This window comes from Sphingosinicella rhizophila, assembly GCF_032378825.1.
GTDB lineage: Bacteria > Pseudomonadota > Alphaproteobacteria > Sphingomonadales > Sphingomonadaceae > Allosphingosinicella > Allosphingosinicella rhizophila.
In genome coordinates this window covers 1-14,541 of record NZ_JAVUPU010000018.1, presented here as the reverse complement: position 1 = coordinate 14,541, position 14,541 = coordinate 1, and the positions used below count along the sequence as shown (strand labels likewise).

At 60.3% G+C, this 14,541-nt stretch carries 13 protein-coding genes and 3 pseudogenes; 4 read left to right on the top strand and 12 right to left on the bottom strand.

Going from position 1 to position 14,541, the window contains the following annotated elements; genetic code table 11:
* Positions 1-327: 327 nt before the first annotated feature.
* The 4 genes from RQX22_RS19180 to RQX22_RS19165 all read right to left on the bottom strand — a co-directional run bounded on the left by RQX22_RS19180 (position 328) and on the right by RQX22_RS19165 (position 3,777).
* Positions 328-882, bottom strand: coding sequence for a peptide deformylase (locus tag RQX22_RS19180; RefSeq protein WP_315728810.1), 555 nt, complete (start codon positions 880-882; stop codon positions 328-330).
* Positions 883-1,368: 486 nt separating this feature from the next.
* The gene (locus RQX22_RS19175; RefSeq protein WP_315728808.1) at positions 1,369-1,932 is read right to left on the bottom strand and encodes a DUF5681 domain-containing protein; all 564 of its coding nucleotides are present in this window, start codon (positions 1,930-1,932) and stop codon (positions 1,369-1,371) included.
* Positions 1,925-2,485: a DUF5681 domain-containing protein gene (locus RQX22_RS19170; RefSeq protein ID WP_315728806.1), complete on the bottom strand. Its 561-nt coding sequence runs from the start codon at positions 2,483-2,485 to the stop codon at positions 1,925-1,927. Before RQX22_RS19170 ends, RQX22_RS19175 begins: the two co-directional genes overlap by 8 nt.
* Entirely contained in the window at positions 2,482-3,777 is a 1,296-nt protein-coding gene (locus RQX22_RS19165; protein ID WP_315728804.1) for a site-specific DNA-methyltransferase, read from the bottom strand. The genes RQX22_RS19170 and RQX22_RS19165 overlap by 4 nt, the downstream gene beginning before the upstream one ends.
* Before the next feature lie 159 nt (positions 3,778-3,936).
* On the opposite strand from RQX22_RS19165, the gene RQX22_RS19160 reads away from it, so the two are divergent.
* Genes RQX22_RS19160 through RQX22_RS19150 form a run of 3 tightly spaced genes read left to right on the top strand, consistent with a single transcriptional unit; the run spans position 3,937 to position 6,163 of the window.
* Complete coding sequence (locus RQX22_RS19160) at positions 3,937-4,170, top strand: DUF3489 domain-containing protein (protein WP_315728802.1); 234 nt, start codon at positions 3,937-3,939, stop codon at positions 4,168-4,170.
* A complete protein-coding gene (locus RQX22_RS19155; RefSeq protein WP_315728800.1) occupies positions 4,167-4,577 on the top strand; it encodes a DUF2924 domain-containing protein in 411 nt (136 codons plus the stop codon). The genes RQX22_RS19160 and RQX22_RS19155 overlap by 4 nt, the downstream gene beginning before the upstream one ends.
* Positions 4,574-6,163 (top strand): recombinase family protein, encoded by a 1,590-nt coding sequence (locus RQX22_RS19150; protein ID WP_315728798.1) that lies wholly within the window; start codon positions 4,574-4,576, stop codon positions 6,161-6,163. Before RQX22_RS19155 ends, RQX22_RS19150 begins: the two co-directional genes overlap by 4 nt.
* A 254-nt stretch (positions 6,164-6,417) precedes the next feature.
* On the opposite strand, the gene RQX22_RS19145 is transcribed toward RQX22_RS19150, so the two are convergent.
* The 7 genes and pseudogenes from RQX22_RS19145 to RQX22_RS19410 form a co-directional block, all read right to left on the bottom strand.
* The gene (locus RQX22_RS19145) at positions 6,418-7,542 is read right to left on the bottom strand and encodes an N-6 DNA methylase (protein ID WP_315728796.1); all 1,125 of its coding nucleotides are present in this window, start codon (positions 7,540-7,542) and stop codon (positions 6,418-6,420) included.
* Positions 7,542-8,498 carry a hypothetical protein gene (locus tag RQX22_RS19140; RefSeq protein ID WP_315728794.1) on the bottom strand — a complete coding sequence of 319 codons (957 nt, stop codon included), beginning with the start codon at positions 8,496-8,498 and terminating at the stop codon, positions 7,542-7,544. Before RQX22_RS19140 ends, RQX22_RS19145 begins: the two co-directional genes overlap by 1 nt.
* Positions 8,482-10,359, bottom strand: a complete 1,878-nt coding sequence (locus RQX22_RS19135; RefSeq protein WP_315728792.1) for an ORC-CDC6 family AAA ATPase — start codon at positions 10,357-10,359, stop codon at positions 8,482-8,484. The genes RQX22_RS19140 and RQX22_RS19135 overlap by 17 nt, the downstream gene beginning before the upstream one ends.
* Entirely contained in the window at positions 10,356-11,273 is a 918-nt protein-coding gene (locus tag RQX22_RS19130) for a phosphoribosyltransferase-like protein (RefSeq protein WP_315728790.1), read from the bottom strand. The genes RQX22_RS19135 and RQX22_RS19130 overlap by 4 nt, the downstream gene beginning before the upstream one ends.
* 317 nt (positions 11,274-11,590) lie before the next feature.
* Positions 11,591-11,971 carry a response regulator gene (locus RQX22_RS19125; protein ID WP_315728787.1) on the bottom strand — a complete coding sequence of 127 codons (381 nt, stop codon included), beginning with the start codon at positions 11,969-11,971 and terminating at the stop codon, positions 11,591-11,593.
* Positions 11,968-13,017: an HWE histidine kinase domain-containing protein gene (locus RQX22_RS19120; RefSeq protein WP_315728785.1), complete on the bottom strand. Its 1,050-nt coding sequence runs from the start codon at positions 13,015-13,017 to the stop codon at positions 11,968-11,970. Before RQX22_RS19120 ends, RQX22_RS19125 begins: the two co-directional genes overlap by 4 nt.
* A gap of 790 nt (positions 13,018-13,807) precedes the next feature.
* Positions 13,808-14,008, bottom strand: a pseudogene (locus tag RQX22_RS19410) (IS6 family transposase); the annotation flags it as partial.
* Positions 14,009-14,075: 67 nt separating this feature from the next.
* On the opposite strand from RQX22_RS19410, the pseudogene RQX22_RS19110 reads away from it, so the two are divergent.
* Positions 14,076-14,360 (top strand): annotated as a pseudogene (locus tag RQX22_RS19110) (TonB-dependent receptor plug domain-containing protein); the annotation flags it as partial.
* Here RQX22_RS19110 and RQX22_RS19105 read toward each other — a convergent pair.
* Positions 14,306-14,541 (bottom strand): annotated as a pseudogene (locus tag RQX22_RS19105) (hypothetical protein); the annotation flags it as partial. The pseudogenes RQX22_RS19110 and RQX22_RS19105 sit on opposite strands and share 55 nt — an antisense overlap.

Sequence of the window (14,541 nt, the reverse complement as noted above, 5' to 3'; positions counted from 1 at the left end):
GATCACCTGGTCCCAGTGGCGCCGCCAGCTTTGCGCGATCGCCGGATATTTCCGACCCCAATGCTCCTCCTCGAACGCGTGACGACGAGGCGAATCACCTCGGGGGATGAATGGAAGCAGCGGAAAGGGTTGGGGACCTTGCTCATGCTGCACTGGTGCCGGCGCCTGATCACATACGCTAGATTAGTCTGACAAGCCCGATTATTGGCTTTGCTCCTGAGGCAGGTGGTAGCACCCTGCCCTTACCGAGCCGCTAATTTACTCTGACAGCCCCCTTCAGCGCGCAACGGAAAAATTGTCCTGATAAAGTCCAGTAAAATGCCCTCCTTAGTTCGATCCTATATAGTCGACTTTCTTGTGAAAATGGCTCACGTCCTCAACAAATGCTGAACGTGAAATAAGGGCATTCCTGCCTTCTGCGCGATCTATGGCTAAGATGCCATTTAGATGGTCAACCTCATGCTGAAATAGCTCCGCCTCGGCAATGTTGAGCCGCGCGCGTTGATGCACGACATCATCCAGACTGGTAAATGACAACGAAATTGAAGCCGATCGCCGAACAAGCACCAGCAGGTCGGGAAAGCACATGCAATCGTCCCAAAGGGTTACGGAGTCCGCACTCTGCCAAGTTATTACAGGGTTGATTACAATCGAGGGCCACCCGGCCATCCGCACTGCGATCATGCGCAAATCGATCCCAATTTGGGGCCCAGAAATAGCTCTGCCAAAGCCAAACGTCGCGCGAAAGTTATCGAGGGTAGTCAATAATCTAGCGGCATCCCCGCTCAGCGATTCACCTCGACTATCCACGTCCTCCGCCCGTTTCCGCAAGCTCGGGGTCCCAAGCGGGAGCACGCCCAAAGAGTCTGAGCCTCTCTGCATTTTATCCTCGCGGGACTGAACTCGCTAGCCCTTATTGACTGCCAGCATCACCAGATTTCAAAGCGCGGCTGCTCGCTTCAACCCATGGTCATTGCATCATTGCCCGTCAAGCTGAACCTCGACGGTCTCAGGCCCACGTTATACTCGTCGACACGGCGAAAACGAGCCTCTTCACCACTCTGGACGCACAAATTGGCTGTTTAGGATATCGATGGGCACCCAAAAAAACTCCGGCGGCGACTTGGAGGCGATACACCACCGCAGCAAGCCGCTGACGAGGGAGTCACTGGTGTAGGTCCACCGAGCTGAGCGCGGCGCTGCCGAGTCCGGGCCGCGGAGAAATTGGGATTGCCGTGCCTCATGGTGCGACAATGGCAAAACCAGCTTTCCGGCGAGTTAATCGATAGGCCTCACACGCTCAACCCTCAGGTCGCCTAACGACATGTGAAATCGCCACGGTGCGATAAGGCCAATTATGTGAAGCCCTCACGGATGGATCTCCCACCACTCCGGCCATCGCACCTTCTTCGGCCTTCGCGTCGCCTTTACCACCTTTGCCTGCTCCTCAAGAGTAAGCTGCCGCTCGCCAAGCCGGGCGAGCGCCTCCTCGACCAGCCACGGCTCAAGCGCGATGCGGGCAGTGTCTCGGTAAGGGTCCAGCTTGGTCGCCATGCGTAGTGGCGCCAGGGCCGAATTCACGCTGCCAGGCTCCACCACCACCCAGACGATCTTCAACTCAGGAGCCTCACGGCTGCCGCGGCGGGCCCGGGCTTCCTCGATAGCGGCCATGGTCGAACGGGCCGCAGCGCTGTCACCATCGAGACCGCTCTTGGTCATGTGTAGCAGAAAGGCTTCGGCCGCGGTCAGCCGACGTTCGACCCCGCCTTCGCGGATCGTGACCACCTGCCCAAGCACGACATCATAAGGCGGCCGGTTCGTGCGTCCCCTGGGACGACCTTTGGGATTACCGCTTCTGCCCTTTTCGAACCGCGCGGCAGCGGGGGCCTTGCCGTAGCCGACCTCGTAGTTGCGACCGCCCGTCTTACTCATCGCGCAAGCTTTTGGGCCAGGCGAGGCTCTGGGCATCACGCGTGCAGCGTTTGATCTCGCCTACCTCCTTGGCTTTGATGGACTTGAACCCGCGCCGGCTGAGCGCCTTTTGCACCGCCCATGGCTCCAGAAGTAGATGCTCATATTTGGCGTGATCGGTCCATTTCTCGTTTGTGGTCGCGATGCCTAGGATCTTGAGCGCTTCGTCGGCGTTTCTGGGATCGGTCGGCTCCGATTGAAACGCGACATTCTGGTGGCGCTTGGGGGCTTTGTCGGCGAGCCACTTCTCGCGCTTGGCGATCATCTTCAAGATTTCGCGACGGGCGGGGCGGTTGCCGGCGATGGCATCCTGGTAGGTTCGCTGCTGCAGTGCCTCCTCGACGCTGAGCTCGCGGGGCACGCCGTTCTGCGTGATTGCGAAGCTTCGGTCCAACACGACATCGAACGCCGAGACTGTTTTCGTCACCTGCTTGCGCGGCCGGCCTTTAGGATTGCCGCTCGTGCCTTTCGTGAACCGATGCTCTGCAGGCGGGCGCCCGCCGCGGCTGCTCAAGTCTCAGCCTTTCGCTGCGCCAGCTCCGGCGCTCCGCCAGTCATCGCCACCCAGCGCTCGATGGACACGTCCACATAAGCGGGTTCGATATCGATTCCGCGAAAGCGCCTGCCGGTGCGCTCGGCAGCGATCAGAGTGGTGCCCGATCCTAGGAACGTGTCGAGCACGAGTTCCCCGCGACGGGTGACGTCCTGGATGGCATCCGCAACCAAAGCGGTGGGCTTGACGGTCGGATGCATAGCCAGATCCTCGCGGCGGCTGCCGGCAAGGGAATTTACAGAAGCATAGTCCCAGACGTTGGTCCGGTTGCGCCCATGGCGGCCAAGCTCGACCGCATTGAAGTGAGGTGCAGCACCGACCTTGTAGACGAACACCAGCTCATGCTTCGACCGGTAGAGCGACCCCATCCCGGCATTGCTCTTGTTCCAGACGCACAGGTTGAGCAGGTCGCCATAAATATCGGCACCGACGACTGAGACATCGTCGATGTGGCGCCAGTCCATGCAGATGAAGTGAACCGCGCCATCGCGTGAGACTTTGGCCGCTGCTCCCAAGGTCTCTGCGAGGAACGCACGAAATGCGGCATCGCTCATCTCGCCCGAGGCCATTGCGAACTCGCGGTGCCGGCCCTTGGCATTGGCGTGGCCGTTGATCTTCACATTGTAGGGCGGGTCGAGGAAAGCGGCGTCGATATGAGCCCCCTCACCGACGACCTCTCGCAGAAAGGCATCGTCGCGGCTGTCGCCGCAGCCGATGCGGTGGTCGCCGAGCATCCAGATGTCGCCGACCTTGGCGCGAGGTTCCGCCGGCACCGCCGGGATCACCTCATCATCGGGATCTTTCGGGGGGTTCAGCAGAACGTCGAGCTCGCCGGTTGAAAAGCCGCTCACGGTGAGATCGAAGTCGAGATCGAGCAGGGAAAGCTCGGCAAGCTCCACTTTCAGAATATCCAAGTCCCAGCCGGCGCCGAGCGCGATCTTGTTGTCGGCGAGGCGAAGCGCTCGCTTTTGCCCTTCGGTAAGGCCGGCAAGCTCGATGGTCGGGACTTCCGCCATCCCGATTGCTTTGGCAGCAAGTAGGCGGCCATGGCCGGCGATGAGCACGCCTTCCGAATCGATCAGCACCGGGTTGGTGAAGCCGAACTCCCGCACTGAAGCGACGATCTGTTCGATCTGCTTCTTGGAGTGCGTCCGCGCATTGCGAGGATCAGGTTTGAGGGTCTCGACTGCCCTGTAAGCAATCAAGAGCGGGCGAGAGGCGGGTGGAGCCGCCACATCCGAATCGACCAGCATGATCCAGATCAGTATCAGAACTTTTCGGGAACGTAAAGGATACAGACAATGTACTGGACTTGCCGCCGCAACGAAGCTTCAGTGCGGTGCGCCCGGCACTCCGGGCTTCTGCTGGTAGCGGCGGAGATCTTCTCCCCCGCGATGACCAGGAGAAGCAAAATGTCCAAAAGCAAGAAACTCGCAGTGCCCAGCGGCACTTCCAAGCTCGACCATGTCGAGGCGCTGCTACGGCGGCCGGAAGGGGCGAGTCTCGACGAGATGATGAATGCCACATCGTGGCAGCGACATTCCGTTCGGGGCGCTCTCGCCGGCGCCCTCAAGAAACGGGGGCACACGATCGCCTCGGAGAAGGTAGATGGGCTCCGCCGCTACCGGATCGCGAGCGATCAGTGAGCGATGTCGTGACGCGTGCGGTCGAGGCGCTGGAGAAACTCGACCTGGAAGCCTTGAGGAAAGAGTGGCGGACCAGATTTGGTCCGCCACCACCGCTCCGCTCGGTACCACTCCTGAGACTCTCGCTGGCATGGCGGATCCAGGCAGCCGCCCATGGCGGCCTCTCGCCTGAGGTCCGACGCCAGCTAAAGCGTAAGGGCGCGGTCCAGGCAGAGGGGCTTGGCCTTGGCGCGGGCGCAAAGCTCCGGCGCGAGTGGAATGGCAAAGTGGTTGAAGTAGAAGTCGAGGAGAAGGGGTTCCGCTGGAACGGGACCCTTTATCCAAGCCTCTCATCGGCCGCCACCGCCATCGCCGGTACCCGCTGGAATGGTCCACGGTTCTTTGGCTTGCGGGAAACGCGGTCATGAATGCCGCCGCGAAGCGCTGTGCCATATATACCCGCAAAAGTTCGGAAGAAGGGCTCGACCAGGAGTTCAACAGCCTCGATGCTCAGCGGGAAGCTGGGGAGGCCTATGTAAAGAGCCAGTCGAGCGAAGGCTGGCGTGTCCTTCCCGCCCATTATGACGATGGTGGCTTTTCCGGCGGCTCGATGGAGCGGCCTGGCCTAAAGCGACTTCTCGCCGACATCGCGGCAGGCATGATCGACGTGGTGGTCGTCTACAAGATCGATCGCCTGACCCGCAGCCTCGCCGACTTCGCTCGCATCGTCGAGCTATTCGACAAGCATCAGGTGAGCTTCGTCAGTGTCACCCAAGCGTTCAACACGACCAGCAGCATGGGCCGCCTGACGCTCAACGTGCTGCTCTCCTTTGCCCAGTTCGAGCGCGAGGTCACCGGCGAGCGAATCCGCGACAAGATCGCTGCTTCCAAAGCCAAGGGTATGTGGATGGGCGGAGTTCCGCCGCTGGGCTATGACCTTCCGGCCGACAGCGCTCGCAGGCTCATCATCAATGAAGCCGAGGCGGCGATCGTCCGCTCCATCTTCCACAAATATCTGCAGCTTGGCTCGGTGCACTCGCTCCAGCATCTGCTTCGGGAACAGGGCGTCCGCTCCAAACAACGGACGACCAAGGGCGGCAAACTGGTCGGGGGCGAACCTTTCAGCCGCGGCGCCTTGTTCTACCTGCTTCGCAACCGGATCTATCTGGGGCTGATCGTCCACAAGGACACGGCCTACCCCGGTGTCCACACCGCCATCGTCGACGCTGAGTTGTTCGACGCCGTTCAGTCGAAGCTGAACGCCAACGCCCGCGAGCACGGTGCCAATCGAGTGACGCGCTCGCCACTGAGGGGACGGGTGTTCGACGCTGCCGGCAATCCAATGAGCCCCGCTTTCTCGCATGGGCAAAGCGGCAAGTTATATCGCTATTATGTGTCGGCGCCGCTGCAGCAAGGAGCGACGCACAAACCACGCAACGAGCAGCTGCGGCGGATACCAGCCTCCAATCTGGAGAGGCTCGTTACTACCATCGCGACGCGCCTCGTTCCGAGCCAGCGTAGTCAACCTCTGACCGTCCCGACGCGTATCGAAGTGCACGCGCACTCACTGCAGTTGCTGTTGCCGATCAGGCTGCTGCCCGAGGTTCGCGCTTCACTGGCTGATGATGAGCAGGTGGAGCGGGTCGATGAGGACCCAAGCTCTTTGCGAGTGATCGTGCCGATCAGGATGAAAATGCGGGGAGGACGTGCCTGGACAACGGGTGCTGCGAGGCAGGAGGCGCGCCACGACCGGGCAATGATCAAGGCTCTGCGAGCGGCTCATACCATGGCTCGAACAGATAAGGACGGCATGCCTCGATTGGAGTCGTCGCCCGGGTCGCCATATCTGCGTCGTCTTGCTCGCCTGGCGTTTTTGGCGCCCGATATCCAAGAGGCCATTATGGAAGGGCGCCAGCCGCCCACTCTGATGCTCGAGCAACTTACACGCGCGAAGATTCCGGCATCGTGGGAGGAGCAGCGGAGGCTTTTCGCGTTCCCGTGCGCGGGTGTCTGATACGCGCCCAGATTCGGCCATTGCCGTCGTTGATCGACGATCCCAAAATCAGTCGTTCGTTCACATGGCCCTGCTGCACAGACCGACAACCGTTCTGGGACAAAGCGCTCTGGCTGCTTTTCGCGTGGGCCGAGACGCGTACAATCTGGTTTGCGTCCCGTCGGCGTCGGTGGCCTACGGTCGGATAATGCTGGGACTGCGGCGTCGCGTCCTCTCGGGGGCATATAGCGCCCGATTGACCACGACCAGCGTCGTCAACCGGCGGAGCGCTTCTTTGCGACCTGACCGATCGAAGGTGGTTCGATGAGCCCGGCCTTCGCTCGTGCTGGTTGCCGCTCTTCCCGTCGAATTGAACTGGCGAGTCCGAAGCGGAGAAGGGCTTTGGTCAGGCGCTTCAGGGTCGTGTAGGACGCGCAGCTCCCACCGTAGGCCGTCTTCAGGCTTTCCCAATTCTCGACGAGGAGATCGGCCAGTGCCTGCTCAGAGCCGACTGGAATGGTCTGAAGCGCGATCACACAATCGGACAGCACCGCCTCGCCGGACGCGAGCAGCACTACCTTGTCGCTGCTCGGTCGCCCAACACGCGGAATCAGGACTGCCGGACCGCTGATCGTTCGATGCGCAGACGAGGCACGCCGGTCAGAGGGTAAGAGGCAATTACGTTGGAGGTCGGTTGTGTGGATGAAGCGCGGGCCGGTATCGGTTGTCACATGCTCATGCACGGAGAGTGATCCTCGCGTCATTTCGACGGCGAAAGGGCGCAACGAAATCAGGGTCGGCTTGCTTATGGTCTTTCGCTTTGGCTTTGCTCTCGTGATGCGCAAGACCGTGACGGCGACGGCATGAGATTTGAATGCAGTCCGCCATACATCCCCGATCTGTTCGACATGACCCCATGCGCGCATCGCTTTCCGCAAGGCCGCGTCTCGCTCGCTGGTGAGCGTGGAAGCCGGCAGGATGGCGATGATTTCACCCCCTGGCGCCAAATATGCGAGCGCGCGGGCAGCGAAGGCTAATGCCTTGCTCGCCTTGTGATCGACGCCCTCGATCTCGGCAGAATAGCGCCTATTGCCGCGGCCGGAGAATGGCGGGTTGAGCAATATCAAGTCAAACAGGCGGTCCGCCAGTAGGCGGTTGGAGGCGTCCGCCAGGAAGTCGACAAGCATCGTGTCGCATCCCGGCAGCAGCGCTTCGATCGACGCGACCGCTTGTTCATCGATATCCGAGCCGAACAGTTTCGCTCCCGGCCACCGCGCGGCAGCCGCCCTCAACAGGGCACCATCGCCGGCTGCGAAATCCGCGACCGATCGGGGCGATGCCAGCGTGGACGCCTCGGCAAGGAATTTCGCGAGATCGGGCGGTGTATAGATGGCGTCCATCAGGCCGCCGCTCGCCGCGGGCGGGGGAGGAAGTCGGATACGCCATAGACTAGGCAGCGTGCGGTGCCGGCGGTCCGGCCGACTTTACGTTTCACATTGTCGTAGACGATCTCGACCTCATCGCCGTGCGCGATCGCGAAGAGGATCGCGCCGAGCGCATGCGGCTTGGTGCCGATCAGACCGACCTTGAGCTGCTGCGATGGGTGCCGATCGCGGATATCTTCAAGCGTGTAGAACAAGCTGAATGGGCAGTTAGATCGCGCGAAACGGAGATTTCTGGCGGCCTTATATTTTTCGAGCGGCGTCGCATTCCCGAGATAGGCGTCCAGTGGATAATGAGGCCGAAAACCGGGCACGCCGATGATCGGGTAGATTTTCTTCGCCAACGGCTGGACCTCGTTCAGCATGTGCGACAGACGCACGCCCTCGAAGCCGAGCAGCGGCACGAAGCATATGTCTTCCTCGGCCCTGTCGTTCAACGAAGCGAACAATGGTATCGGCGCGATGCCGTCGATCCGCTCGCTCAGATCGAATATCTGGCCCGCATCCGGCGTCGGCGACTCATTGTAGGTGTCTGGTTCGAGGTAGATAACTCGAAACGGCTGGCCGGCCTCGAGGCAAATCCTGACCAATGGCGCCCATGTGGCATGGCCAAGGCCGGTGATGTCCAGGTAGATCGTACCGCTCCCCAGCGACGCGACGAAATCCTGCAGAGGCGCGCGCCTCCGGGTCGGCACCCGTTCGAAGCCAGGGAAGTTTGTCTCAAATGCTGCGGCATCTCCGTCCCTGATCTCGACGAAGCGTACGCCCGACGACCGCCTCAACAGAGACAGCGCGAACTCGCTACGCGGTTCCGATGTCACGCCATAAAGGTAGCTCGAGCCGGCCGTCGGCTGGAAGCGCGACGGATCCTCGAAATCCCGGGTGAACAGCGGACGCTCACTGATCGGCTTCATAGAAGCCTTCGAATAGCCGCAGCTGATCGGGAAGAGGATAATCCTCATCGTCCCGATTGTTTTGACGCAGGATCTGGCGGATCCCGGTCTTGGGCTCCCGGACGAGCGCCATCAGCTGATTAGGGGTGAGACGGAGCTTCCGCTTGCGCCGATAGCTGAACACGAAAAATGCCGAATAAATCGGGTGGACCGAATAGTCGTAGCCCTTGAGATCCAGGTCAGTCCGCTTGTTCGCGACGCTCCGCACAAGCGCGAGGTGCATGACGGCGGCCGACAGCAGCTTCTCAGCGTCGCCCAGCGGCGCGTCTTCGGGCAAGGTGAATTGCGTGACCTCGGGCGTATGTCCTTCTGGTTCGCTGGCCAGCACCTCGAAGATTCTCCCGAGGCCGAGCAGGAGCTTGGTGAGCTGCGCGCCATGGACGGACAGCCCCTCCAGTTCCGAGAGATTCTTGCGTCCAACCTGCGTGGCGGCCTGGGTCTGCAGTTCGGGGCGCACAGGCTCTCCCGGCGTGCTGCGGTCATCCCGCTTCTGCAGGAGAAGCGCCTGGCCGACGAGTTCGAGCAGGTAGCGGATGTTGCCGCCCGCCATCAGCGTATAGGTCCGCCAGCCGGCATAATATTTCCGGATGCCCGGTTTATGGCGGCGCAACGTGAAGAGGACGGCGAACTTGTAATTGCCGAGCCGGTCGTCCCAGCTCTTTGGTTCGCGTCGCCGCTCCTCGAACACCGCCGTCATGCTCGATTGCTGCGACCGTGCCCAGAAATCGACGAGCGATAGATCCAGCGGCGCCATGGCGGTCGCCTCGTCCATCCACTGGGGGCATTCAACCTCGATGTAGCGGAGGATGCGCGCAGCATGCTCCTTCACGCCCAGCAGATCAGCTTCCTCTTCTGCGGACAAAGCAGGGAGGATGCGCGCGATGTCGAGCCCGGATGGGAAGTCCTTCGAAACCTGCGCCCGCAAGTTGCAGACGTCGGCGGCGAAATTGACGAACTGTTCGCCTTCGAGCCGCTGCTCGATGTCGATCCGCTCATAGTCGGCGGGGCTGACGAGCTGTTCATTCTCGTTCAAGGTGCTGCGCCGGCGCCAGCCAAGATCGCGCACCCCGATCTTGAAGGTATAATGCGGGCCGCAATGCTTGATCAGCGTGTTGAGGACCACCTGCTGATAATCGAGCAGATTCTCGAATTCATCGACTATGAAGAACAGGTTCTTGCCCAGGAATTCGGGCATGTCGAGGACCGCCTGGCAGAGATCGTCGATCGCCTGGCCCTGGAGTGAGAGAGGCGGCAATGCGCCCGCGTCGAGATTGTTGAGAAATGCCTCGAAACGCCGGCGGCCGCGATGGATGTTGGTCAGGAGCGCGGCCTGATCGTTTGCCGGGTCCAGATAAAGCGCGTCCGCGACGTCTTGGCAAACGGACGCTGGAAGCGACGCGCCTTGCGGCGCGGTCTTGGCGTGCCAGTTCAAGAATTCGACGACTTGGCCGCAAAAGACCAGGTTGAGATAGTGGGCGAACACGCGCTCCCACTGGCGGTCGGACAGTTCGTCGCCGCGGAAGGCCGTGACGCGATTGGTGTTCACTCGATAATAGAAGCCATAATAAGGCCAATCGTTGATGTGCGCTGCGTCATGCTTATCGAGCTCGAAGCGGCCCTCATAGGACAGGCATCGCAATACCGTGGTCTTCCCGGTCCCCCGACCGCCGACGAGCACGCATGGCCGGGGCGTTTCCAGTTCCGGATAATAAGCCGGCTTGGTGAACAGCTTGAAGAGAGCATCCTTCAGCCACTCCGCACGATAGATGCCGAAAGGGTCGGTGATCGACTCATCGTCGTCGAAGGCGGGTGCCCGTGTCACAGCCGACGCACCAATGGCTTCCAGCCATTCTTGTCGGTGAAGAAGATCGGCAGATTGGCATCGGGAACCGAATGCTGGAAGGCGAGGCCCAGGCCAAGCTTGTGGAAGCCGCGCCAATCGTCCTCCCCACCATCGTCGGCATCATATCCAAGCCTTCGGCCTGCAGCCTCGACCAGGGCGATGCCTTCATTCCGAATTGTCTTGGGCCACAAAAGCGACGCCGGATCGGCGAGCGAATAACGTTCGGGGATCACATTACCGGCCGAGATCTGGACGCCAGGGACGTGCCTATGGATCCGCTTGCGCCCATATTCAGTCGTCATGGCGTTACAGTAGAAGAAGGATGCGGACGAGGAGTCCGCGAGCGTCTTGAAAGATGCTTTGCCGCTGCCATGCTCGTATAGGCGGTCCCAGGTGGCCAGGAACTGCTCACCCGAGCCGACGAAGTCATCAACGAACACGACGGGACCGGAAAATCCGTCGGCCAGCTTCACGATCACGTCGCGCGGCTCGAACAGCTGCTTCTGATCTATGCCGATCGCCTGGCGCGCCTTCCTTGCGAACAGCCAGCCACTGTCCGAAGGGTTCGGATCCTCACCTTGGACAATGGTGATCAGTGCCTCGTCGCAAAAGGATCGCCATCGGTCGTAGGCATCGGACAATGGTGGCCAGTCTTCGAGCAGCATCGTCGACAGATTCTGGAAGGCCGAGCGAAACAGCTGGTCGACCAGATGGTCGGCGAGAAATGTGAATCTGCTCAGCAGAACCAGCGCGAACGGACGTTCGGCGGCGGAGAAATTGCCCAGCCACCCTTCGGGATCGATCTTGGTCTGATCCCAGGCACCAAAATCGACGAGGCGACCGCAGGCTTCGAGTACGTTGGATTCGTCGGGAAACGCCTCTGAGGTCATCATGCTCGACGTAGCGCAAAATCGAACGCGCGACAGCCGCGATTTTATATCGGCTCCATCTCGACGTTATGGGGGTGTGCGCCGTGACCGCTCGAGAACGGCAGCTTTCACGTCCCGATCGCCTGCAACCTGCCAGTCAGCAACCGGCCCACCTTCCGCCATGGCCGCCGTGCGCCATTGTTGATCGTGTCGGAGCGGGACGGGAACTGCCGAATGCGGACCTGAGTAAGAGACCGGATGCGACAAACAAAAGCCGACCAAGTGGCTCGCAAGCCGCTCCGAGTCATATTCTGGTCTGCCAGGTTTCGGCTGAACTATGCCTATGAAGACAATGGCTCGCCGGCCATTAGCTGCTTGAACACTGCTACCAAATCGGAGCGCAAATAAGGCTTTCGGAGCATCGGTCGGTCGTTAAGATCGACGCGGTCACCCAGGTCGCCATAGCCTGTCGAGAACGCGAACGGGATGCCAAGTCGGGACAGAGCGTCGGCGATCGGGTAGCTTTTCTCCCCGTTCAAATTGACGTCAACTACGGCCGCGTCAAATCCTTGTTTAGCAAGCAGCGAGAGAGCCTCTGCGACGCTGGCGGCCGCACAAATCGCGGAACAGCCGAGATCCTCGAGCGCCATCTCGATGTTCATCAGGACGAGCATCTCATCTTCGACGACAAGGATGCGGCGGCCCGCAAGAAGGCCAGTCATTCATCCGCCCCGGCGGGGGCGGGAATGTCGATTGTGCAGGCAAGTCCGAGGTTCAAATAATCGAGCGTCACTTTGGCGCCCAGCTCGTGCGCCAGCCCGCGCTCGATGACCCACGAACCGAATCCTTTGCGCGTGGGCGGCATCACGGGGGGCCCGTCGCGCTCGCGCCACCGCAGCACGAGCCGGTCCCCTGCTACTTCCCGCACCACCGTCCAGTCGATTTCGATTTTTCCTGCGTCGTTTGAGAAGGCGCCATACTTGACCGCGTTGGTGGCAAGCTCATGAAACGCAATCGCGAGTGAGAGCGCGGTTTTAGGCGGCAAATGCATATTGTCGCCTACAATCGTAAAACGCTCTTCGCGACCGGCGATCCCCTCGAACGGATGCAAGGCGGTATCGACTAGGTCGTGCAGGCCCGCCCCCTCCCAATTGCCGCTGGTGAGCAGATCGTGTGATCGCGACAAAGCCAGAAGGCGCGACTCGATCGCCTCGCGGATCGCTTCAGGCTCGGCTGGCCGGCGAAGCGCCTGGGTGACGATCGACTGGACCGTCGACAGCGTGTTCTTCACGCGATGATTGAGTTCGTCGATTAGCATCTTACACCGGATATTCTCCTGCCGATGCTTGGTGAGGTCGACGAAGGACACGAACTGCTGAACGACAGCTCCGCTCTCGTCACACACTGGGCTGATGAAGATCGATGCCCAGAACTCGCTGCCGTCCTTGCGTTTGTAGTGAATCTCAGGGTCGCTGTCGCTCTCTCCGCGGAATGCGGCTTCAACTATCGGCAGGGTTGCCGCGTCGACTCCCACGGCCAGCAGCGAATGAAAGCTCTTTGCGAGCACTTCATCTCGCTCATAACCCGTCAGCGCCAGGAAGGCGTCATTTGCGAAGACTATGGGATGGCCGGGCTTTTGGTCGGTGAAGATCATCGGCATGCGGGTTTTTTCGGTGGCCACGACGAAAGGGCCGAGATCCTTCCGGAACGAGTCGACTGCTGCTTCGCCCTCTTTTTGGGAGCCTGACTTTGCGGTTACCTCAACCATCAGTTATCCTAGATCAACTGAAGCCTACTCCCAAAATCTCAACACTCCTAGGCTTTAGCTGCGGGTGGCGATTAGGGTGCTTCAGAGGACCTCATCGATAGCCTGCGATCTGCCGCGCGACTCGCTGCAGCCTGAACGCGTAAAGTGGGGAAATGCCGCTAGAGCAGCGAGCCGATAGGCGCGCTCGTCGCCACTGCATGGCTGCTTTCGGCCTGGGCGGTTGCAAAGCAGACTTTCCGCTCGCGGCTCAGTCTCGGACGTAGGGTTTGCGGATAAGTGTCCCCTGTTATGGGCGAACTCTTTCCCTGTTCAGCCCAAATTCTTTCCCTGTTCCTCCAATTAACAGGAAAGTGATTTTACGCTTCAGAAGACATTGGTTTTCTTAGATAATCCCCATCCAATCGATTCGCTTAGCGTGTCCGTCCCCTGTTTCTTCGCCGAAGTTACAAAAATTCCCTGTTTCTCCACAAAGTCACCCGTGCATCGTTATCGTGGAGACGGCAGGCAGTGAAGGACCCCGCCGTCACGGATTTGAAGGCCTTTGCCAGGGCCGAAGTTCGGATTCGGGCGCTAAAAGGCGCCGGAAAGCGGCCTGTTAAGGGCTCCGACCGCTGGCGGAGACAAGTGCCGGGGGTGCTTGGCGGAGAGGGTGGGAGCGTCTGGATCGACTACCTCTCTGTAATAACAGGGTAAATTAATTTAATGCCAGCTCAGTCCCACACTCAGTCCCTCAGTCGAATCGACGTTTCGATCAGGTACGAAGCATGAGACATGAGGCATGAAAGAGTACCGAACTGAGTCTCGAGCCGAACCTGCTACACCAACGCCGCACCGTCGCGTGGCAGATGTCGATCCCACGCTCGGATAGGAGGTCCTCGACGTTTCTTAGCGACAGCAGGAAACGCAATTACATCATCACCGCAAGCCGGATCACCTCGGCCGATGAGTTGAAGTACCGGAACGGGCTATCAGGCTTGCGAGATCTAGGCATCAGCTGCCCCTGCCCTGCCGCTCCTTACCAAGAGGTGCACTTGCTTTGACAACGCCGAAATACGGCTTACTATGTGATGCGCGGTCTGCCCGTCGTGTTTGGCGAACCCAACGTGGGGGTCTTCGTCGACGGGGTCTATCAGGGGAGCCGCTCGAATTTGGACGCTGAGCTGACGAATATCGAACGTGTGGAGGTCCTCCGCGGCCCTCAAAACACTTTGTATGGCCGGAACAGGTGCTGCCAGTCTAATTGCAACTTGTCTCTAGGTGGCGCAGCTCTGGCCTTTCCGTTCAAATTTCAGGCCATGACGATCTGCCACTCGGCCAAGGCGGCTGAGCGGCGAGCCTTGTAGGTCTGTCGGTCGATGAGGTGGCGTTCCTGAGAGAAGTGATTGTGCATGCTGGCGTGGACTGAGGCAAACTTCTGTAGCGTCTTCATTCGTCTGAACCGCGCCATTGCCCGCTCTCGTCTTCGGAACGGCAGATGGCTGTTCTCGACGGGACTGTCCGTAATTTTGTGCGCGAGGCCGGTTT